Consider the following 21,096-nt stretch of genomic DNA (forward strand, 5'->3'; position numbering starts at 1 on the left):
TGCCGGCTATCGAGCCGTCTTCTGTGTAGCGGCTGAAGCGTCGACAGATCCATCCGCGCCCCTGGACGATGTGACGTCAGTTCGTTTCGGGGGCTTTGTTACGGATGACGTTGTTGATCAATTCGACCCACCCGTCGTCGATATCGCGACCGACTGCTTGGGTGGCGCGAGCTCGGATCTCCTCGCGCATTTCCTCTTCTGTCATGCGGCTGTCGGTTCCTCTTGCTGGCATAGCACTTGAATCGGCGTGGGGTACCTGTTGACGAGGGCGGTGGCGATGAGGAGCCTCTGGTGCGGGTTTGCTGTGGCGATGCCGTGAGTGTTCACTGGCCATTATTACCAGATCTAAGTATTTCTCTAGATTCCAGGCTCGTCGCTTGCGGCGTCGGTTTGAGCGGTGGCGAAGAGTTGGTCGACGAGCAGGTCTCGGAGTTCGTCGCGTTCATTGAGGGCGGCGTCGAGGGCGTCGAGGACGTCGACCATCGCTTCGTCACCGAAGGTCTGCGCGTTCTTGCGCAGGTGGGCACGTCCTTGTGGGCTGAGGTCCGTCACGTGGCGTTCTCCTGGTGTCGATTGCTTTACCATCCTATTACTTAACCTGTCCGTGTGGGCACACATCGAGAGCAAAGCGCCGAAACACGCATGCGGGCGGTCGATCTCGACACTGCCCGCATAACGCGCTCAGCGCACCAAGTGCTGACACCAAGTTCCCGGCTCAGCTCTACCGGATCACGTACGACGGTCATTGTTATCTCTTGTTAGTTCCAGTCGATTGGTTGCCCCTTTTGGTCGTTTCGGACTTCGGTTTCTACGCCGCTCGAAGGTGCATCCCCCCAGGATTGTTGTGCCGAAACCGAGGAGCCCGATTCTCTCGGCGGTCGGCGGTCGGCGGTCGGCGGTCGGCGGTCGGCTGGCGGTCAGCTTCTGCGCCGACAGTCCCGTCGCCGGTCTCGCGCACAAGTCTGGTGACAGACGGTGGCGCAGCTGTGAGTTCTGCGGTGAGAACTCTCGGTGTCGTGACCCGCGAATTGGACATACTTGCGACGCTTCCCGATTGGGACATGACCACATCCGTGGTCGCCATCGGTGGCGCGGCGCACCATTTATCGCGATCGCAACGACCTGACCCTCGCGACCATGTCCGCCGGTCGCGTCGCGTCCAGCGGTGGGGTCGGGGGGGGGGCAGTTTTCGTTCGTGGAATGACTGACAAGTAAGAGTGCGAGCGCGCGATCGGTGAGCCGTGCGCACTGAACCGTCGCCTTGAAAAGGCGGAATTGTCGGAGGCTCGCCGAATTTCTATCGCCGGGAGGTTCGGCAAGACGGTTGTCCGTCGACATGTTCCACCGTGTCGACGGACGGTGCGCGCCCCAAGATCCGACCAAGGATGAGGCACGCAGTTCGGGTGACCCGCCGCGTCGGAATAGGGGTCCAACGCGGCGGGTCTGTGCGCGCCGAAGCCGCCACCTCGCGGTACCCAGCACGCATTCGGGGTGGCCCACCGAAGTGAAAGGTGAGTGTCAGCATCCGGTGGGCCGTGCGCGCAAACGAGCCCTTGATTTCCCGTCGACGCGCAGTATTCGGTGCCTCACCGGAAGGAACGCGTGACTTGCGTGTCCGAAGGGGCACTGCTCCGCCGCAGCTCGGCTAAGTCCGGCGTCGCCTCTGCAGATTATGTGCACTCAGTGCCAGATACCAGACTTCGTGGAGTCACAGATACTTGAGTATTGAACTATCCCCAATTCATGCACAGCACATGGGGATAACTGATCCGGTCGCGTAACTCTCGGACTGTTTCGCTGTGCGAACATTCAAATATCGCATGGGAAAATGGCGCCTATGCCTTCAGGATTTGCGCGTTGGGTTCGAGATCAGATTGCCGCTCGTGGTCACCAGAGTGCTGAGGAGGCGGCCCGCGCGATGGGTGTTTATCCATCACTGATGCGCCAGTGGACGACGATCGCACGGTCCCCAACTCCGCCGGTACTGCGGCGAGTCGCAGCGTTGTTCGATACGCCAGTACCGGAGGTGCTGGTAGCGGCGGGGTACATGACCGAAGAAGAGAATGTGCCTCTGCCTGCAACGAGGACGATGCTGCAGCAGATGTCGAACAAGCAGATTCTCGACGAGATCCGACGCCGGACGGCAGGAGATGGGGGCGGGACGCCGATCCCGGTCCGTGTCAATGGCGTGCTGCACACCCCGGACGGTCTGCCCAACACCCCGGACGGTCTGCCCACAGTGCTCGTCAGTAGCACCGTGGGCAGGCCGTGCGCGTCGAACGGCCATCAGGTCCACCCGCCGCGCAGCCCAGGAGGCTCACCCGGGAGCTCGTCAGTAACCGCCAGGTGAGCCGTGCGTGCCACCCAAGTCCAACCCGGTTGCACGCAGATCATGTTGACCTACCAGGCGGGGATGTGTGTCCAACCTGGTAGGTCGATACGTGCCACCGACTGTCACGGAACGGCGGAACGCAGTAAAGGTGGCCCACCCGCCGGGTGGGCCGTGCGTGTCGAATGCCCGTCGCGGCACCCGGTACGCAGTCCAGGTGGCCTACCGAACCTTGCGGAGTTAGGACGGTAGGCCTAACGTGCCGGAACGGACAAGGAAACGACACGAGCTTGAGAGCTCGCCGCGAAAGTGTGTGACGACAGTGCCGACGAGCCGAGCGCCCCGACCTGGCAAGGAAAGCGCGCCTGAACATATTACTATCCCATTACTCGATCGGGGGTGGAGGTCACGAAAGCGAACAATCCAGCGCTCCTAAAATCACCCCCTCTGACGACACGTGACGAAGCGCCGACGCCGACTGTCGACCAGACTCGTGAACTGGTTCGCCGCCCTCGACAGCCGGGCCCGCCGCGTTCTCCTCACCGGCCCTCGCGCAGAAGTTCCGATCGAATACGTCGACGAGATACTCACCAAGGGGGCCAAGCTCGCCGGGCCGTGGTTTGCCGATTTCGAGGATGTCGAGCACTTTCATCTTTCCGACGCCGTGGCTGACTACGTTGACGGGGTACTGATCGAATTGCAGAGATGGTGGGCCGGATTGTCGGACGAGCAACGCCTGCGGTGGGCTGATGTCGAATCGAATCTCGTGCCCGAAGATCTCCAGACGTCCTATCCAGGGCTCTTCGCGTTTGTGGTCGGTGACGAGGAGGCTTATGCCGACCCGCAGGTTGTCGACTTCATCGCCTTCGCCGCGCGGCGTGATGAGTGAACCGTTCGATCCAACATCTCTTCATTGACCGTGATGTGGGTACTTGTCTCGTCGGCGCGCACGGTCAGGAGAGTGCTGTCGACCTCAAAGCCGATGGTCGCCGGTACCTCGGTTCGCTGCCTTTCTCCAGTGGTTGGAGCGTAACTACCGACCAATGGGGTTGGAAACTGTCCGCGCTCAGGCTCCGCGCAGCTTATCGGTTGAATATTGTAAAAAAGATCTGCTGTAGCGCACCCGGGCACCGAGGTCCACAACTCATGTAAGTGTGCAGGTCTTCTCACAATCACATCTGTGAAAGACCCAAGTCCGTCGAAATTCAACTTGAAGAAGCCTCAAGTACGTATTCTTCCTCAGCATCGGCCCAGTCAGTTCATTCGGTCCAGGATCGCCCGCTTACATTGCAGGTCCCAATTTCGATAGCAGGACCTCTGCCCTGTATGCAGTAGCGAATGCTGCCGGGCTCTAGACGGAGAGAGGAGGTGAATTGAAATGGATAATGTCCTCTTTGCTATCGTCAACGTGATCGCAGCGATGGCGAACGGCTCCACGATCCCCTTCTCAGTAGAAGGCGCAGGGCCACTAACCGACCCCGACTTGTAGAGAAGATCGGCCGACTGCATGTGGATGACAGTTTCAGCTCCGTCTGAAACCTGCATATCAGCAGATGTGTGGATCGTGCGGTGGTCACAAACACAAGCTCCCCTTCCGTGCAAGGACGGGGAGCTTGAATGTCCACAACCCCTGTCAGTCAACCGTTCCGTAGCAGCTAGTGCGGTGTTCTTGAAGTTTTCGATGGTCGGCTTTAGCGTCGCACTCGTGTGTTGACGACGGTTGAAAACTAGCCCAGAAACGACGGTCCAAAATGTAAGGACCGGACACATAGCTGACACTGCGTGCGCGGGACATCCCTGACACTCTCTCGAGGGTGCGAGCGATGAGCGTGAACGAACGATGGCTGGAAATCCTGCTGACCCCACTGCGCGACGGCATCACAGTCGCCGATACCTGCCGCCGCTACGGCGTCTCGCGACAGTCGTTCTACGACTATCGCCGCCGGCTGAACACCGAAGGCGCCAGTGCCCTGCAACCGAGGTCTCGTCGTCCTCACACCTCACCGCGGCAGACGGACCCCGTGGTCGAAGCTAGGATCGTGGCGATGCGGACGGAGAACCCGCGGTGGGGTGCCCGGACGATTCATACCCGGCTGATCAGGTCCGGCTTGACGCGTCCACCAGCCACGTCGACCATTCATTGGGTCCTGCAGCGCAATGGATTGGTGTCCGCTTCGCCGCGACGTTCGCCGCGGACGTGGCGTCGATTCGAGCGATACGCCCCGAATGATCTGTTGCAAATCGATGGAACCCAGGTCGAGCTTGCCGACGGTTCCAAAGCGTGGATCGTCGATCTCCTCGACGATCATGCTCGCTACGCTATCGGAGCTACGGCAACGCGGAGATTCACCGCGCGATCGGCGTGGCGGGCGATGGAGACCGCAATCGACGAGCATGGTGCGCCGCGGCAGTTGATCAGTGACAACGGCATGCAGTTCAAGTCGGGTAAGGGTGAGAAGCCGGTGTTCTTCCAAGAACGGCTCACAGCGCTGGGAATCACCCAACTCTCGTCCCGGCCGCGGCATCCGCAGACCTGCGGGAGGCTCGAGCGTTATCACCGCACGTTCAAAGAGTTCTACGCCGATCACGGGCCGGCAGTCGACGTCGATGAGCTACAGCGGTCGATGAGCTACAGCGACTGTGCGACGAGTTCCGCTGGCTCTACAACCACGAGCGCCCCCATCGTGCACTGAACCAGAGGACGCCAGCCGAGGCATATCGCGCTCTACCGAAAGTCGCAGCAGGAGAGGGACGTCCACGCAAAGTCAGGAACGAGCCCCGGGACTGTCTCTAAATCGGTGTTTCGGCCCGACTAGCTGAGTGAATGCTCGGCGAGGAGGTGTCGAGATGGCGACACTGGAGGATGTGACGAAGAAGAGGGCCGAGCCCTCCGCGGAAGCTGCGGCGGCTGCGGAGTTGGTCAGGTTGGCGAAGGAGCAAGGCCTGTCGCTGACCGGGCCGGACGGGTTGCTCAAGCAGTTCACCAAAACCGTTCTGGAAACCGCTCTGAACGAGGAGATGACCGAGCACCTCGGGCACGACGAAAACCAAGCCCCGCCCGATCGGGAGTCGACGAATATTCGTAACGGGACTCGCTCGAAAACGGTGTTGACCGAGGCGGCCGGTCATGTTCCGATCGAGGTCCCTCGTGATCGGGAGGGGACGTTCGAGCCGCAGATCGTCAAAAGGCGCCAACGGCGGTTGAACGGGGTCGATGAGATCGTGTTGTCGTTGTATGCCAAAGGATTAACGATCGGTGAGATCTCCGCGCGTTTCGCCGAAATCTACGGCGCCTCGGTCTCGAAAGAGACTATTTCTCGGATCACCGACAAGGTGCTCGATGAGATGCAGGACTGGGCTGCCCGGCCGCTTGACGAGGTATACGCTGCGATTTTCGTCGATGCGATCGTCGTCAAGGTCAGGGACGGGCAGGTCGCGAACCGGCCGATTTACGCCGCGATCGGCGTCAGTCTCGACGGGCACCGTGACGTGCTCGGTTTGTGGGCCGGCACCGGCGGTGAGGGCGCCAAATTTTGGATGTCGGTGCTGACGGATATTCGAAATCGGGGTACCCGGGACGTGTTCTTCCTGGTCTGCGACGGGCTTAAAGGCCTGCCGGAGGTCGTCGAGAACGTGTGGCCGGCCACGACGGTCCAAACATGCGTCGTGCATTTGATCCGTAACACCTTTCGGCTCTCAGGACGTCAACACTGGGACGCACTCAAACACGATCTCAGACCGATCTACGCGGCCCCGACCGAGGCTGCCGCTCACGCGGCGCCGGACGATCTCGCCGAGCACTGGGGTGAGAGGTATCCGGCGAGCATCCGTTTGTGGACCAACGCCTGGCAGGAATTCATCCCGTTTCTCGATTACGACATCGAGATACGGTGAGTGCTCTGCTCCACCAACGCGATTGAGTCCCTCAATGCCCGATACCGGCGGGCGGTGAAAGCTCGTGGCCATTTCCCTACCGAGGCTGCAGCGCTGAAATGCCTCTATCTGGTGACTCGGTCACTGGACCCGACAGGCAAAGGCCAGGCACGATGGATAACGAGGTGGAAGCCTGCTCTGAACGCGTTTGCGATCACGTTCGCCGATCGTTGGCCGGGATCGGAAACTTACTGATGGAAAACCCGCCGAAACACCGTTAGCGAGATAGACCCGGTCTCGGACGTCAGCGCCGCGCCACGGCCCTGTCGTGTGGAGTGCTACCGCCCCAAACCCCGTGTAACTCACCATATTGGACGGCGTGGCCTCGGCATTCGGCGAGGACCGGGCATGAGAGGCAGATGCTTTTCGCGGTGCGTTCGCGGCGTATCCGCTCCCCATAGGTCTCACCGTCCGCATCGAAGAACAGGCTCGCGCCGAACCATCGACATGCACCGTGGTGTCTCCCGTCCCATCTGTTTCCGTCGGGTTGTCGCCGTACAGTAGATCGCCAGCGTAGCTCTGCCGGAACTGCTGTGTGGGATTCGTTGCGTGGCGGTGTCTTTCGGCAAGTGTCCACGTTGCCGCGTGGCAGCTCGGCGTGACTACTGTTCATGTCGTGCGCCGTGGTCGTTTCCACTGGGAGAGGCCAATGCGGGATCCCGCGATGGCTGAACTTCTGTGGGTACGACTCCTCGGGAATGAGCGAACACTGCGACGACTGTCGCTCCGATGAACAGCAGCACCCCCAGCGCAAGGAATCCTGAGGAGTAGTTCCATTCTTTAGGGAGAGTGTCCGGGGAAACTCCTGAAGACACGAACATCGCCATCAGGGCCGTGCCGAGCGCCCCGCCGATGTTGCGCAGGTTCACGTTCATGCCGCTTGCGACAGATGTCTGTGAACGAGGCGCCGCCGCGACCACCATGTTTGACATCGACGTGAACGCCAGACTGAAGCCGACTCCCACGACACCGAGCGTGACGACAAATTTCCATACAGAATCCCCACCGGTTGCCAGTGAGAAGAAACCTAATGCACAAATGAGGGAACCTGTAGCGAGAAGCCTACTCGCTCCATACTTCGCAGTGAGACGGCCCGCGAACAGCCCGACTACAAACATTGACGCAGTTTGCGAAAGCAACAGAAGTCCCGCCTCGCTCGGGGAAAGCCCCAGCCCGTATCCGGCCGTCGACGGCGTCTGGACTAATGCTGGCAGGAAGGCCATCGCCCCGAACATCCCGGCGCCAAAAAGAAGTGACGCAAGGTTGGCAACCCAAATTTCCCTGATCCGCATAACTCGTATGTCGACGAGGGGGTTTTCGGACTGCAGTTCGAAGACAATCCAGACAGCTGCGAATACTGAGGACGCCGCCAGTAGAGTCACTATGGATGGGGACCTCCATCCCCAGCTCGACAACTTGGTCGCGCCAACGAGAAGGGGGAGTAACCACGCGGACATCAGGATTGAGGAAAGGATGTTCAGTCGACCGCCGTACGACCTTGTGGACCGTGGTATGAACGCCAGCGTTGCAGCTATTGAAACGACAAGGAGAATTGTGGGGACCCAGAAGAGCCATCGATATCCGAGATGCTCGACGAGTGGTCCACCAAGGACAACACCGAGGCCGGCCCAAACCGCAGAGATAGAGGCGATGAGGCCGATTGAACCCGGGACAGCATCATCGGGGAAATGCGCCCGAATGATTCCGAAGGAGATTGGTAGGACACCGCCTCCGATGCCCTGTATCGCTCGGCCGATTATCATCAAAGGTAATGATGCTGCAAGGCTGGATAACAGCGCACCCACGGCTATTGCCGTGAGGCAGAAGATGAGCAGTCTTCTTCGACCCCACAGGTCTCCGGCGCGTCCGATGATGGGTGTGCAAACCGCTGCGGACAGCAGATACACGATGACGATCCAGGTTGAATCTGCTTGAGATGCGCCCAACTCTGCCTGCAATGTTGGTAGGACGGGTGCGACCATGGACTGCAGAAGAGTGAAGCTACCCACCCCGACTGTCAGGACTGCCAGAATCGCCGGGGTCTTCGAAACGCTCACGGTTCGCTCTTTCTATCTAGGTCAGCTGCTGAATACGACTGCAAATCCAAGGCCCGCACGAGGGCGGATTTCAGCAGGTTGAAACCGATGTGCAGACAGCGGTTTCGTCCTTTGCGTTCCGAGCGCACAACAAGGGGACCATTCACAGGAAATCTCATGTTTGGGCGGATTCACGAAATGTGTGGTCTGACGGCAGTGTCGACCGCCCGTCGTACCTCCGAGATGTCGAGACCGATACCGACTACGTTCCAGTCGCCGTTCGACGATTCGTATGACTCGATATCGACACCGCCAGGAACATCCGAGTCGACGGCCTGGAAACTTACCTCTTCGTCCCACCGATCGAGAACGATCACTCCGTCCGATATCCGGACCCTTCGCTCAAACGTCACCGTGCGTGGGCTGTGGGAATCACGGACAACAAGTTCACGAACACTGGAGCCAGGAAGAGATTTCGAGAATCTCCGGGCCTGTTCGGCATCCCGGAACAATTCGTAAGTACCCGAACTGTTGCGCTCAACAAGGTGAACTTTCGGATCTTCGAAAACAGACGAACTCATAACAGTTGACTACCTGACTTATCATGATGTGGGCCAAGCGATCTCATCGCCCGACCCAGGAGTGGCTTTGAATTGAGCGCCTGGCATCTGTGATCAGAAGCGCTCGGTTCCAAGTCCGTAAAGCGGGTGCCGACGAGGAGTACGCATCGATTTCGGGTTACGTAACCGCCGCTGCACGCTTAGGTGTACCGAGGCCGCTGATGTCGAACACCGATCCGGTAATCGTCGCCGACTCTTGGGGCGCAGCAAGCAGAACGTAGGTGTCGACGTAGTCCACGGGCCGAGGAGCTACATCGAGTGCCGAGTAGTCCTTCAAGCTGTCCGGTGACGGCAGGACATCGGACAACGACTGATCGCCGAGTCCCATGGCTTGCGGGCCGCGCAGGTTTGTCGCCATCCCTCCTGGGGCAACTGCGTTCACCCGGATATGTGGTGCAAGCTCGTAGGCTAACTGACTCACGATGCCGACGCCGGCGTGTTTGGAGGCCGTGTACAGGACCCCGCCGCCGCGGGGGTAAAGAGCGGCGTTCGACAATGTGAAGATCATCGAGCCTCGTCTCTCGGCCAGATGTTCGGCGACTGCTCGCGCACCCAGGAGATAGCCTTTGACATTGACGTCGAACAGTTCCCGGTAACCATTCTCGACTTCCTCCGTCGTCATCTCGAGAATCGTTCGATTGAAGTCCCAGATTCCGGCGTTTCCGACAAAGACGTCAACACTGCCGTAGGCGCTCACAGCAGAATTCACCGCTGCGACGTTGTCCGCCGCCGATGTCACGTCGCCTGCAACAATGTTCAGCGTTTTGCGAGTGGCACTGTCAAGTTCTGCCAGACTCTCAGGAGTTCTGTCGAGAACCGTGACACGTGCGCCTTCGTCCAGGAACCTCGTCACGAGCGCTCTCCCAAGTCCTGAGCCTCCACCCGTCACGAGAATCGACAAATCGGCAAGTCGCCGGGCGCGTTGTGAACTACTCCCACATACGGGGTCTCCTGGCTGTCCTGCGGTCATCAGTGTGCCTCCAGGAAGTGGGAGACCAACCCATTGAACTCGCGTGCATGCTCGAGCTGGGCCCAATGTCCGCAGCGGTTGAGAAGCACTAGACGAGAGTTCGGGATTGTCGCGAGGGCTCGCAGGCTCGACTCGAAGTGGACTGTGCGATCGTCTCTTCCGTGGATGACGAGTGCAGGAATCTCGGATGCCGGCATTTTTGCCGCAGCTTCGAGAAATCCGGTCCCGCCGATGCCGGCGTTCATGATGTCGAGCCAGTTGGTCAGATGCTCGGGGTTGCGCAGTGCTGCGCGTGACCTCTCCTCCGCGAGTTCGATTGTGGCGAAGGCAGGGTCGTAGCACATGACTTCGACGAGTCGCAGAAAGTTCTCGGGGGAGGGGTCTTTATACGTGTCGAAAATTGTCTTCATGCCGTCGGACAAGGCTGCGGGTGTCAACACATTCACGCCGTAGATTCCGGCGCCCATGGTGATCAGATGGGACACGCGGCTCGGGTACTGGGCTGCCATGATCATCCCGATGCCCCCGCCCATCGAGTTGCCGACGAAGGCTGCCCGGTCTATACCCATGGCATCCATGAGTTGGAGCATTGCGCGTCCCTGGTCGCGGCCGGTCTGGAGTGACTGCGGGCTCGAATCGCCCCATCCAGGCATGGTCACTGCGATGCAGTGAAACGACGATGACAGTTCGCGGATGCTCGCTTCGAAGTTCGACCATCCGGTAGCCCCTGGTCCGGTGCCATGAATCATGAAGATGGGGTGACCGGTGCCGGCCTCGTTCACCTGAATCTGGTAGTCAGGGGTGTCGATCAGACGGTAGGTCGATTCAAAGGTAATTGACTCATTCATGTTTGCTCCCAGCAGTTTCGAATCAAGAATCTGCGCCGCGGGTGGCCACTCAGCCATCCGTCTCCACAGATGATCACTGTGCATCTCGCTGCGGCTCTCGAGGCCGCTATTCCAGTACCGGGCGTCAGGTCACGCTCCGGCTGCTTTTGATGCTGCGGCGTAAGTCCACGTCCCGATCACGCAATTCCTCGGGGCTCACCGGTAGCTTCTGGCTGATCATTCGTTTCAGCACGGCAATCTCGCGGGACGCTCCGAGGCCCGCTGCTGCGCCGATGCGCCCGTCTCTGATCCAGTATCCGAGGAATTGAGCCGGGTTGGCTCCGTCACGGAGAACAAATTGATCTGTGGGATGGACGCGACCCACGATTTGGAGCGTCGAACCGTACTGATCCGACCACGCATAGATGGGTTCGCTGACGGTGGTGGGACTCCCGGCGATCGTCGCCCCGACCGCACTGCCGTGGCGCACTGAGGAATCCCAATGCTCGATCCGGCTCGGTCGTAACAGGTCGGAATGTTCTCGAACTGCTACATCTCCGGCGGCGAATACGTTCGGAATGTTGGTCTGTCCAAGGTGGTCGACGACGATTCCTGTCGGATCGGTATGGACACCGGCGTTGCGTGCCAGTTCGAGATTGGGCTCGGCGCCGACCCCGACGACGATGGCGGAGGCATCGAGCCCCTGACCGTCCGAGAGCCACACTTGCTCTGCTGCATGTGCAGTGCCGGTCAGCTCGGTGACGGTTGCGCCGAGTACAAATTTCACTCCCTGTTCGCGGTGAAGATCAATCAGAAAGCTCGCAACCACTGGCCCAACAGAATGGGACAACGGATATGGTGACGCCTCGACGACAGTGACATCAACTCCGTGTTCCCTTGCTACAGAGGCCATTTCGAGACCAATGAACCCAGCCCCGACGATCACAAGGGGTCCGCCAGACTTCACGAACAAGCTCAGAGCCTGAGCATCTGCCGCATCCCGAAGCGTGAGAACATTCGGAGCGACAGATCCCGCCACATCAAGGCGTCTGGCAGCCAGCCCGGTCGCGAGAACGACTATGTCGGAGGGAATTACCTCTCCGTCGCCGGTTCGCACTCGCCGGTTCGCAATGTCGAGCTCTAGTGCTCGTTGTCCGACGCGGAGATCGATTCCGAGATCCGAGTATGTTTCGGTTGGATAGATCGGTACCAGTTCCTGTCCAGCCGAACCGAATAGTGTCTTCGACAGCGGAGGGCGCTCGTACGGCAGGTGAGGATCGCTGTCGACAATCACGACAGAACCGGTGAACCCTCCGCGGCGCATCTCGATGGCGGCAGAAACACCTGCGGCGCTGGCTCCGACGATTGTGCAGCTTGGCTCGCGAGGAATCATGTCGCACCGCTGGCGGACTGTGCCCGGTCACGGATGGCAACCATCACATCCTCGCCGTCGATTCGTACCTTGTGGGTACACAGTGGAATCGACGCAGGTGGAGTGAGCACGGCGCCCGACTTGATGTCGAACTTGGCGAAATGCCAGGCGCATTCGACTTGATCACCGTCGACGTATCCATCGGCGAGCGATGATTGGCCGTGGGTGCAGGTGTCGTCGAGTGCGTAGTACTCGCCGTCGACCTTGAAGATAGCGACTGGAGGAACTGTTGAAAGCTGTAGTGCATCACCGTCGTCGAGTTCGTCAACGGAGCACGCACGAATCCAATGCATTGCGACACATCTTTCGTTCGAGATCTGATTTAGAAGAAGTTGCTCAGGTTCGCAGACTGCAGAATCGTCTGATCAAGGTAGATGAAGCGGCGTGCCACCTTGAGGTCTCCGTCGACGCGACGAAGAGTGTCTTCCCGCCGTCCCACCCATTCGTCGACGGCCGACTTGAGGCGGGTTCGATACAGGTAGAAGTTGCTGTGGACAACGAGTTCGGATGCGTCAGTGTCCTCGACTCGGACATTGGTGATGAGGTGACGCGTCCGCGACGGAGGGTCTTCAGCCCACGCGGTGCCCGTCGACAGCTTCTCTACGCGCGTTCGCAAGAGTTCCTTGTCATCATCGAAGAACGCCATTTCGCCAGGCTTGGTGAATTCGCGACCGAGCTGGCGCCTGGTCATGGTCCGTCGGATGGGCATGAAGTAGTGCACGTCGTCGGTGAAGAGCTCGATCCATTCGTCGTAACGATGCTCGTCGAGGAGAGCGGACTCGTAGTAGTAGAACTGCTCGATCTCGTGCTGCCGCAGCACTTTGGCGAGGTCCACCGTTGTCTCAGTGGAGGTCGTTGTAATCGTCACTTCCGGTTCCTTCCTTTGTCAGATGTAGTCGCCGGGGGTGGTCCGCGCCCGGAGCTCGTCCCACGATGGATTCCGCAGCCATTCCCTCCACGAGTGGTATGTCCACAGCTGGGCATGCTCGTTGATCGGGGCCTCGATCACGGCGAGCCCGTCGTCCTTGAAGATCTTCGATGTCTGCAGGCCCATTTTGAGGAGTTGCGGAACCTCACGGCTTGCGTCGCCACGCGTTTGAAGGGTGCTCTGCTCCCAGTTCTCGCCGTCCTCCTGCTCGAGCAAACCGGCCGGACCGAAATAGTGGATGTGACTGCGTAGCTCTGCTGTCTGCTGTTCCTTGGATGCGTTGCGATCACGGAAGGAGAACCACCAGATCTCGGTGACACCAGGGCTGCGTGGCACCCGCAAGCTCAACTGAGCTCCCGCCGTGAGCCAGGTGGTCGGGAAGATGTGTGGGTGGCCGGCCACTCGACTGCCGAGGCGGCCGAGCTTTTTCTGCGTCTCGGGGTTGTAGCGCCATTCGAAGGGTTCCCGGCCGGAAGTCACTTCCAGCGCATCTTGTTCGGGCCCAGAGATGGCATGTCCGTACTCACCGAGCATCACGATGTTGTGCAGATCGGTTGGCAGGAAGGGAACTTCGAGCCGGTTTCCTTCGGTGGTGAGGGCGCCGCCTTCGACGAATTCATCTGGTGGCGCGGGGATCGCGCCTACAGCGAATGCCGACATGTGTGTGATCTGAGGGTGGTAGTAGTCGAAGACGTTGTCGACGGTGAACTTCCAGTTCGATTTGACGACGAACTTCTGAATGCCTGGAATGACTTCCATGTCGCCACGTTCTGCGAGAAGGTCCAGGCTCAGGCGACCAGTGGGCCCGAGGAACTCTTCCAGTGCGGGCGCCGTCTTGTCGAATGTCGCGAAGACGAAACCCCGGTAGGACTCGAGTTGAGCGACTTTTCGCAGCGGGTGCTGCGAGAAGTCGAGCCTGTCTTTGTAGAAGATCGATTTGCCGGGTACGCCAACCAGTTCACCGTCGAGGCCGAATGTCCAGCCGTGGTAGGTGCACATGAAGTTCTTGACGTTGCCCTCTTCTGCTCGGCACACCGCGTTTCCACGGTGGGAGCACGTGTTGAGGAACGCTTTGATGCTGCCGTCTTTCTGACGGACTGCAAGGACGTTGTCGCGTCCCATCGGTGCTTCGAAAAAGTCGCCGCGCTTGGGGATTTGGGACTCGTGACAGAGAAACAGCCACGCTCGACCGAAGATGTGCTTCATCTCGAGGTCGAATATTTCCTCGTCGCTGAAGATTCGCCGGTCGATCTCCCCCCTCTCGAGAGACACCAGATCGTCAAGCTGGTTCGCGATGCTTTCGGTTTGGCTCATTCGGGTTCTCCTTGGTCGTGTGGTGCTGCAAGGTGTGCTCTGGAATCAGAGCGCGCTTTCGTCCTGTTCCGGGGCTGCGCCAGAGGAAATGGAGGCGGCGTGACTTCGGTCGTGTCCCCAGTACTGTGCGGCGTCCCAGTTGGAGACAGTCCAGGTCGAGTCGTCGATGAGTTTTCCCGACGTGCCGTATTCGATTCCGATTCCGGACGGCGATTTGACGTAGAACGAGAGCATTTCGTCGTTGGTGTGACGTCCGAGATCGGCGATGAGGGGTAATCCGTGAGAGCGAACGTATTCCAGAGCGCGGCCCACCCCGTCAACTTCATTGACTTCGAGCATGATGTGGTCGAGGTAGGCGGAACGCCGTCCTTCGGGGGCGGGGCCGAAGGCCAATGAATGATGTCGCGGATTGACGTGTGTGAAGGTGAGCGAGATTTCCGAGAAGCTGATGTAGTCGCTTACCTTGAATCCGAGAATGTTGAGGTAGAAGTCGACGACCTCGTCCATGTTCGGTGCGACGAGCACGATGTGCCCGACTCCCAGATCTGTACCGTCGGGGCCCTTGGTGACGAAGCTGACGTTCGTGGGGGAGATGAACTGTGTGCTGGATGCCGCGGGTCCGTAGTAGATCTCGGTTTGAAATCCCGCGGGGTCATCGAACAGAAGAAGTCGCTTGACCCCTCGGAGTGCGGCCAGGTCAGGCTCTTCCGTGACGTCCACACCGGCGTGTTTGAGTGCCTCGGACTGCAATTCGAAGTCATTTTCGGTCGCAACCTCCCAGCCCACGTAGCTGAGGACGTCCTCTCCCTGCCGCACGGCTATCCGGTGGTGGCGCTGATCCATCCGCAAGAAGAGGGTGTCGGCACCCTCGCTATCCTTCTGCCGAATTGTCTGGAGCCCGAGCATATCTGATGCGAATGTCTGCCATTCGTCGATGCTTTTCGCTCCGATTCCGATGTAGCCCAATGCGCTGATGTATGCCATGTGATTCCTTCGGTGGACATGTTTCGACACCGCCCGTCTGATGCAGGTCGATCGCTGTGTATGGGTTCTTACGAGGTGTGCTTGGCGCGGTTAAGTAGTTTGTGTGGGAAAGCGTTTTTCTTTAGATATGGGTTTCACGGTCTCGTTGGTGCCGGTACCGTCTGTACGCTCCGGGCCGCAGGACGGGGTGGCACGGGGTTTGTGTCGGCGGGAACGCCTGGTTGAGCGCGGAGTGCAGTAGAGAGCTGTTCGGCAGTCCGCACCAGTGCAGCTTTGTGGCGAACGGGATGTGTTCCGCTCACCGATCCAACAATCGAAATTGCGGCAACAGCGGAACCCGAAGCGGGATCCATCACGGGCGCGGCGATGCATGTAATGCCCAGGAAGGATTCCTCGTTGTCGATTGCGATGCCGGAATCCCGGATTCGCGATATGGACTGCCTCATGCCGATGGAATTGGAGATCGTGTAGGCCGTCAGTCGCGGCAGGTGTCCACTCATCGAAATTCTCGCATCCTCTTCTCCAAATGCTATGAGGGCCTTGCCTACAGCCGTCGCGTGCGCCGGACGTCGACTGCCGGCGCGAGTCGGGATATGCGGGTGGGCGCTCAGGCCGCTCAACTTCTCCAGGTACAGCACCTCCGTTCCACTGAGGACGGCCAGATGAATCGTTTGCCGTGTCGCGGTGAAGAGGTCCGCGATGTACGGACTCGCGGTTGCCCGCAAATCACGGATTCGTCCGACTTGTGCGCGGCTACCGAGCTCGAAGGTGCGTTCGGCAAGGCGATAGTGAATTCCGGACTTCGCGACGTAGCCGTGGGCGACCATAGCTGCCAGTAGGCGATGCACGGTTGACTTGGGCATCCCCGTGCGCTCCGAGACTTGGGCTATGCGCAGCGGTCCGCTGGTGTTGCCCGAGGTGAACGCATCGAAGATGGCGAGTGTTCGGTCAATCGAGGAATTGTGTAAACGCTTGTCGGTGAGTCCAACATCCACTGGACTAGCCCCTTTCGTCGAACGCACCGACTCTCTGCGAGTACTGAAGACTGCTAAGTCGGAGTGAACTCTCATTTAGAGACTAGACTACGGTGACTGCTATCACAACCGTCGATTCACAGGGGAAAATTTCGATGCCCGAGAAAACTGCACACGCGCAACCTCGACGCGATGGTCTGCGCGCAGATGCACGCCGCAGCATCGAACGCATCGTCAGCGCCGCTGTGGAACTAACTGCCGCGCAGGGGCCTGAAGTCACCCTCGAAGAAATCGCCAAGGCGGCCCGGGTAGCGCCGGCCACGCTCTACAGACACTTTCCCAGCCGCATGCATCTGTTCGAGTACATCTACCGCGGTCGGACGGAAGAGCTCGCAGATCGTGCGGCGACCTTGTTATCGACCCTCGGGCCGCTCGATGCACTGATCCAGTGGTTGCGAGAGTTTATCGATCTAGGCATTGAATCGGACATCGTCCTCTCTTCGCTTCTGGGGCAGGGGCTCAGGGAGAGTGACCCTGACGCCAATCAACGATGGGGATACGACAAGCTGGCTACCGCAGTGGAAGACCTTCTCGGAGCCGCGCAACGCGCGAAGGATGTCGGCCCGGATATCAAAGCAAGCGAGTTACTCTTTCTCTCAACAGGGCTGGTGAGAGCGGTCGAACTGTCAGCGTCGTGGGACGGCGCCGCTTCCCCCGGCGACCTGCGTGACAGGTACATCACACTCATGCTCGATGGCCTCCGAATTCGCCCATGAGCCCGCCGCCTTCTTAGTTCAGTGCATCCCCTAAGGAATCGCTCCGTTTATCGAACTGTCGCCAGTACCGCCATGTCTCGAACGTAGATTGTTCGCGCACCCGACGGCGGATTCCATCTCCACGTCGGTGTGGGCAGCGCGAGCCTTGAATGCAGGTGTTCATCGACCGGATCGGCACTCTCAGAACGTGATTAACCTGAAAATGTGGTTGGTGGCACGGCTTATGTCGATCTGCGCCGACCAATTTGATGAGCGTTCCCCCAGGCGGAACCAAACCCTCGCACACATGGTGACCGCGGTCACATAATTCTCCGGCGGCTCGGGGATCGCAGAGCCGCGTAGTCGGACGCGCTGCGTCGGTTCTTGCCACCGCTTACTGGCAGTGGCCATCACACGTTAGGAACACCATGTCGGAAAGTGCTTTGCGCGATGAGGCGATATCGCCATTCGTAGGACGCTCGCGCCCCTTGATTTCTGTCGCTGCGGTCATGGCGTTTACCGCCGGGGCTGTTTCCTTTCTCTTGGCGCCGATGTTGCCCGCCATACAGCGCGAGTTCGAAATCTCCGTTGGTGACGCTGCATGGGTGTTCACGCTGCTCCTTATCGGCAGCGGCGTGAGTGTGGTTATGCTTCCTCGACTTTCGGATGCACTCGGTGATCGCATTGCCTCGACGATCGGAGCGGGTGCCCTGGCGATCGGCGCATCCATTCCCGGTATTCACACCTCGTTCCCGGCGCTCCTCGCGGGAGTGATGACTATGGGGCTGGGAGCCGCGACAGGCCAGCTCGGCGTGGGAGTGCTCCGACGGCACCTCCCCGGGGGATCGATACGGACCGCGGTCACGGTCACTCAGGTCTCTGCGGGCCTCGGTTCAGGCGCGGGACTGCTGGTCGGGGGATTCGCTCTGCAGGAGGTGACGATCAAGGCCTTCTTCCTCTCGGTTGCGGCGCTCTTCGTCATCGTCGCCGCATCAGCTTGGCTGATCATCCCAGCCAGCGAGCGCGTGGCTGCGGCTCAGTTCGGAATCATCGACCTGGCTGGTCTCGTGCTGTGGGTGGTGCCCCTCCTCTACGGCATCAAGGAAGCCGCAGCCAGCGGATTCCATCTTGATACGATCACGTCCATCGTCGTGGGTACGGTCGGCGCGGCTGTATGGATTCAGCTGGAACGTCGGTCGAGTGCCCCAGTGCTGAAGCTGAGTCTGTTGAAAACACCTCTCGTCGCCAAGACAGTTATCGCCGGATTCACACTGGGGCTGGCCATCCAGGCCGTGGCATTCCTCATCCCGTTCTTCGTGCAGGCATCTCCCGATATCGCTGGCTATGGTTTCGGATACAGCGTCCTGCGGTCAGGGCTGATCCTTCTCCCGTATTCATTGGTCGGCGCCGTCTTCGGAGCCATCGGCGGCTATTACGTCGGCCGTGGCCGAGCCCTGACAGTTACCGGCGTGGGAGCGGCATGTCATGCAATCGCGGGCACGTTCCTTATGCTCAATCTCGCTCATTCGAGCGCCTTTATCGTGGCCGCGATTATTTACGGCATTGGCAGTGGACTCGCTGGCGTCGGTCTGATCGGCGCAATGCAAACAGCGGTACCCGCTGAGCTGACCGGAATGGGCGTCAGCATGGTTGGTTTCATCATGATGATCTCAGGTGCACTGGGCTCGGCCGTCTACTCCGGGATCCTTCAATCAAAGAGTGTGGCAGGGATGCCGGGAGTGCCCGCGCAGGATCGCTTCGTTCTGTGCTTCGTGATCGCCTGTATCTGTGATGTCCTGGTTGCCGGCCTCTGCCTGTGGAGTCGACACGCGAAGTCGTCGTCCGCAACGCCGAGCGAGGTGGCCCCATCGGACACCTCCGCACAAGGTGGAGTGAAACATGATGTGTAACAGTGTATTTTCCGAAAGAAGTGCGAGCGGACATCGGCAATCAGAAGTATTTCTTCGGAGGGGCTTTCATCCGCGAGTGCATAGTGCCACTGCTACGGCATCCCATTCCGCCACTTGTCCGATCGCTATACGCCAAGTGTCCATACTGGGCGTTGCTATCCCGGTCCTACGCAACCGGGTATTCGAGACAGGTTAGAACATGAGATCCTCCGAATCTGATATGGCCCTGGGGAGCGAGGTGGCAACGGTTGCAGGACTTGCAGTAGGCGTCCTCGTAGCGATCGGCACGATAGCAGGCTTGATCGGCTATTTATATGCTGGCGTGCCGAAGTAGAGCTAGAACAATCCGCAGAAATAGAAGGTCGGCTGAGGTTTCGAGTACTCAGTCGGCCTTCGTCACATCCAGGGAGGATCTCTTCGAAGCGGTCTGTGAGACCAGAACTGCGTGGAATAGAAGCCCTTCGAATCGAGATCCCACCATAGGAAGGGGCGCCTGATGTTCGTGGGCGCCGCCAGGCTTTGAATCAGATTGCAGGCTAGGTAGTTTCGGAAGAACACAATCTCGAAGATGCCTGAGCGTCCATCGCCCGAGCCACGTGTGTAGCGACTGAACGGTGCCTCGAGCACGAAGCGAGAAGAAACGGATCGGGTGGGATAGTCGACACTAGGTTCATCAAGAAAATCGAGGACAGTAAAAACGCCTCTAGGGCCCCTCACCGGGCCCTAGAGGCGAGAACAGAGATGTAATTTTAGTTTGTCGGTTGACCTCCGTCCCGGCATTCGCCGGGATTACGGTCTGACCAGTTGGTCATACTCAACTATCGCCGCACCGTCTCTCGATGATCGAGTCCATCGCATACCCACCAGGACGGACACGGCGATTCTTCGAGTTAACGGAGCGCGACGCGGAGGAAATCATCGATGAGGAGTTCAGTCGTCGCGGTGGTCTCGGGAAGCGCTGCGCCATGACATTGAGGTAGTTGGCACACGGTTACCTTGACCCCATCGTCGACCAGGCGCCGTGCATACGCAAGACCTTCGTCGCGGAGAACCTCGTACTCGCCGACGATCACCAGTGTCGCTGGTAGACCGTCGAGCCGAGAAGCATGCGACGGCGAGGCGTATGGGTTGTAGGCGTCGCTCGGCGTTGACAGGTACATGTCCCACGCCTCTGTGGCGTGCCGGTAGGTCATGACGTACCCCTCGGCGAATCGGTGCATCGAGGGAGTATTGCAACGACTGTCGAGAACCGGGATGTGCAGCATCTGCCCTCGAAGCTCCGGACCGTTCCGGTCACGACTCATCAGCGCAACAGCAGCTGCGAGGTTGCCACCAGCGCTCCCACCGCCTACTGCGATCCGGGTCGGATCAATACCTAATTCCCTGGCATTGGCGGATACCCACCGGAGTGCTGCGTATCCATCTTCGGCCGGAAGTGGAAACTTATGCTCTGGCGCTAACCGATAATCGACGTCGATGACAACGATTCCTAGCTCGCGAGCCCGTGCAGCATGGGCCGCGCCACTCGCACGCAGTACATCGACTCCGCCATTAATCCACCAACCACCTCCATGCAAGTAAACGTACGCGGCCGCTTCAGAAACGCCGGACGGTCGATATACCACTGCCGCAATCGATCCCGGCGCGCACTGGGCGCAACCCTTCCACCCACACGATCCGACAACCGGGATACGAATCTCGTTGATCTCGACACCACCGACTGACTCGGCGGGCGGTAACATCTCCAACAGGCGTTTGTGCTGACCGGCCCGCAGCTGTGCAACGCCGGCGAACCAATCCTCTCGCGCAGCAGATTCAATGGGGTGATGCTTAATAGCAGGGGCGGGCGAGGCATCCACCAGCGGCGTAATCTCTGAGATGAGTTGACGCAGTCGTGGGTCAGTCACTAGATCCATGGACGCAACGTACTGCGAAACCAGCCACTGTTCACGCACTTCATTCCTTCAGGCGGAACGATAGCTCGCCGGGCTTGCTGTCGCTCATACCCCTCGTCGTGCATCTAAACCGTTTCGAGGATAGTTTCTGGATCTGGCTTGCGGCGTTGTTCGCCATCGGGTCGAGCT

General features: G+C 59.5%; 20 protein-coding genes and 1 pseudogene. 7 read left to right on the plus strand and 14 right to left on the minus strand.

Features of this window, described 5'->3' with window-relative positions; all coding sequences use genetic code 11:
* Positions 1-76 precede the first annotated feature (76 nt).
* Complete coding sequence (locus QRN54_RS19160) at positions 77-205, minus strand: hypothetical protein (protein ID WP_285182816.1); 129 nt, start codon at positions 203-205, stop codon at positions 77-79.
* Positions 206-357: 152 nt separating this feature from the next.
* Positions 358-552: a hypothetical protein gene (locus QRN54_RS19165; protein ID WP_285182817.1), complete on the minus strand. Its 195-nt coding sequence runs from the start codon at positions 550-552 to the stop codon at positions 358-360.
* A gap of 1,285 nt (positions 553-1,837) precedes the next feature.
* Between QRN54_RS19165 and QRN54_RS19170 the strand changes: the two genes are divergently transcribed.
* From QRN54_RS19170 to QRN54_RS19185, 5 genes and pseudogenes are all read left to right on the plus strand, one after another.
* Positions 1,838-2,350, plus strand: coding sequence for an XRE family transcriptional regulator (locus QRN54_RS19170; protein WP_285182818.1), 513 nt, complete (start codon positions 1,838-1,840; stop codon positions 2,348-2,350).
* Between the two features lie 436 nt (positions 2,351-2,786).
* Positions 2,787-3,218: a hypothetical protein gene (locus QRN54_RS19175; protein WP_285182819.1), complete on the plus strand. Its 432-nt coding sequence runs from the start codon at positions 2,787-2,789 to the stop codon at positions 3,216-3,218.
* Between the two features lie 934 nt (positions 3,219-4,152).
* Positions 4,153-5,022 carry a DDE-type integrase/transposase/recombinase gene (locus tag QRN54_RS19180; protein ID WP_285182820.1) on the plus strand — a complete coding sequence of 290 codons (870 nt, stop codon included), beginning with the start codon at positions 4,153-4,155 and terminating at the stop codon, positions 5,020-5,022.
* Positions 4,968-5,123 carry an integrase core domain-containing protein gene (locus tag QRN54_RS33635; protein ID WP_350318884.1) on the plus strand — a complete coding sequence of 52 codons (156 nt, stop codon included), beginning with the start codon at positions 4,968-4,970 and terminating at the stop codon, positions 5,121-5,123. Before QRN54_RS19180 ends, QRN54_RS33635 begins: the two co-directional genes overlap by 55 nt.
* A 53-nt stretch (positions 5,124-5,176) precedes the next feature.
* Positions 5,177-6,457 (plus strand): annotated as a pseudogene (locus tag QRN54_RS19185) (IS256 family transposase).
* A 49-nt stretch (positions 6,458-6,506) separates the two neighbouring features.
* On the opposite strand, the gene QRN54_RS19190 reads toward QRN54_RS19185, so the two are convergent.
* From QRN54_RS19190 to QRN54_RS19240, 11 genes are all read right to left on the minus strand, one after another.
* Positions 6,507-6,875, minus strand: coding sequence for a WhiB family transcriptional regulator (locus tag QRN54_RS19190; RefSeq protein ID WP_285182821.1), 369 nt, complete (start codon positions 6,873-6,875; stop codon positions 6,507-6,509).
* Entirely contained in the window at positions 6,865-8,319 is a 1,455-nt protein-coding gene (locus QRN54_RS19195; protein WP_285182822.1) for an MFS transporter, read from the minus strand. Before QRN54_RS19195 ends, QRN54_RS19190 begins: the two co-directional genes overlap by 11 nt.
* 170 nt (positions 8,320-8,489) lie before the next feature.
* Positions 8,490-8,879: a hypothetical protein gene (locus QRN54_RS19200; RefSeq protein WP_285182823.1), complete on the minus strand. Its 390-nt coding sequence runs from the start codon at positions 8,877-8,879 to the stop codon at positions 8,490-8,492.
* 157 nt (positions 8,880-9,036) lie between these two features.
* Positions 9,037-9,888, minus strand: coding sequence for an SDR family NAD(P)-dependent oxidoreductase (locus QRN54_RS19205; RefSeq protein ID WP_502944063.1), 852 nt, complete (start codon positions 9,886-9,888; stop codon positions 9,037-9,039).
* Positions 9,888-10,736 carry an alpha/beta fold hydrolase gene (locus tag QRN54_RS19210; protein ID WP_285182824.1) on the minus strand — a complete coding sequence of 283 codons (849 nt, stop codon included), beginning with the start codon at positions 10,734-10,736 and terminating at the stop codon, positions 9,888-9,890. The genes QRN54_RS19205 and QRN54_RS19210 overlap by 1 nt, the downstream gene beginning before the upstream one ends.
* Positions 10,737-10,860: 124 nt before the next feature.
* A complete protein-coding gene (locus QRN54_RS19215) occupies positions 10,861-12,108 on the minus strand; it encodes an NAD(P)/FAD-dependent oxidoreductase (RefSeq protein WP_285182825.1) in 1,248 nt (415 codons plus the stop codon).
* Positions 12,105-12,440, minus strand: coding sequence for a bifunctional 3-phenylpropionate/cinnamic acid dioxygenase ferredoxin subunit (locus QRN54_RS19220; protein WP_285182826.1), 336 nt, complete (start codon positions 12,438-12,440; stop codon positions 12,105-12,107). The genes QRN54_RS19215 and QRN54_RS19220 overlap by 4 nt, the downstream gene beginning before the upstream one ends.
* Before the next feature lie 29 nt (positions 12,441-12,469).
* The gene (locus QRN54_RS19225) at positions 12,470-13,015 is read right to left on the minus strand and encodes a 3-phenylpropionate/cinnamic acid dioxygenase subunit beta (protein WP_285182827.1); all 546 of its coding nucleotides are present in this window, start codon (positions 13,013-13,015) and stop codon (positions 12,470-12,472) included.
* Between the two features lie 18 nt (positions 13,016-13,033).
* Positions 13,034-14,389 carry an aromatic ring-hydroxylating oxygenase subunit alpha gene (locus tag QRN54_RS19230; RefSeq protein ID WP_285182828.1) on the minus strand — a complete coding sequence of 452 codons (1,356 nt, stop codon included), beginning with the start codon at positions 14,387-14,389 and terminating at the stop codon, positions 13,034-13,036.
* Positions 14,390-14,434: 45 nt separating this feature from the next.
* A complete protein-coding gene (locus QRN54_RS19235) occupies positions 14,435-15,373 on the minus strand; it encodes a VOC family protein (protein WP_285182829.1) in 939 nt (312 codons plus the stop codon).
* A gap of 134 nt (positions 15,374-15,507) precedes the next feature.
* Positions 15,508-16,368, minus strand: a complete 861-nt coding sequence (locus QRN54_RS19240) for an IclR family transcriptional regulator (RefSeq protein WP_285182830.1) — start codon at positions 16,366-16,368, stop codon at positions 15,508-15,510.
* Positions 16,369-16,502: 134 nt separating this feature from the next.
* Here QRN54_RS19240 and QRN54_RS19245 point away from each other — a divergent pair, with 134 nt between their 5' ends.
* Together QRN54_RS19245 and QRN54_RS19250 are read left to right on the plus strand one after the other, a co-directional pair.
* Positions 16,503-17,123 (plus strand): TetR/AcrR family transcriptional regulator, encoded by a 621-nt coding sequence (locus QRN54_RS19245; RefSeq protein ID WP_285182831.1) that lies wholly within the window; start codon positions 16,503-16,505, stop codon positions 17,121-17,123.
* Positions 17,124-17,590: 467 nt separating this feature from the next.
* Positions 17,591-19,012 carry an MFS transporter gene (locus QRN54_RS19250; protein ID WP_285182832.1) on the plus strand — a complete coding sequence of 474 codons (1,422 nt, stop codon included), beginning with the start codon at positions 17,591-17,593 and terminating at the stop codon, positions 19,010-19,012.
* Positions 19,013-19,902: 890 nt separating this feature from the next.
* On the opposite strand, the gene QRN54_RS19255 is transcribed toward QRN54_RS19250, so the two are convergent.
* Entirely contained in the window at positions 19,903-20,928 is a 1,026-nt protein-coding gene (locus tag QRN54_RS19255) for an alpha/beta hydrolase (protein ID WP_333837890.1), read from the minus strand.
* Positions 20,929-21,096: the final 168 nt, after the last annotated feature.

Source organism: Rhodococcus sp. MEB032, from assembly GCF_030208925.1.
GTDB classification, from domain to species: Bacteria; Actinomycetota; Actinomycetes; order Mycobacteriales; family Mycobacteriaceae; genus Rhodococcus_F; species Rhodococcus_F qingshengii.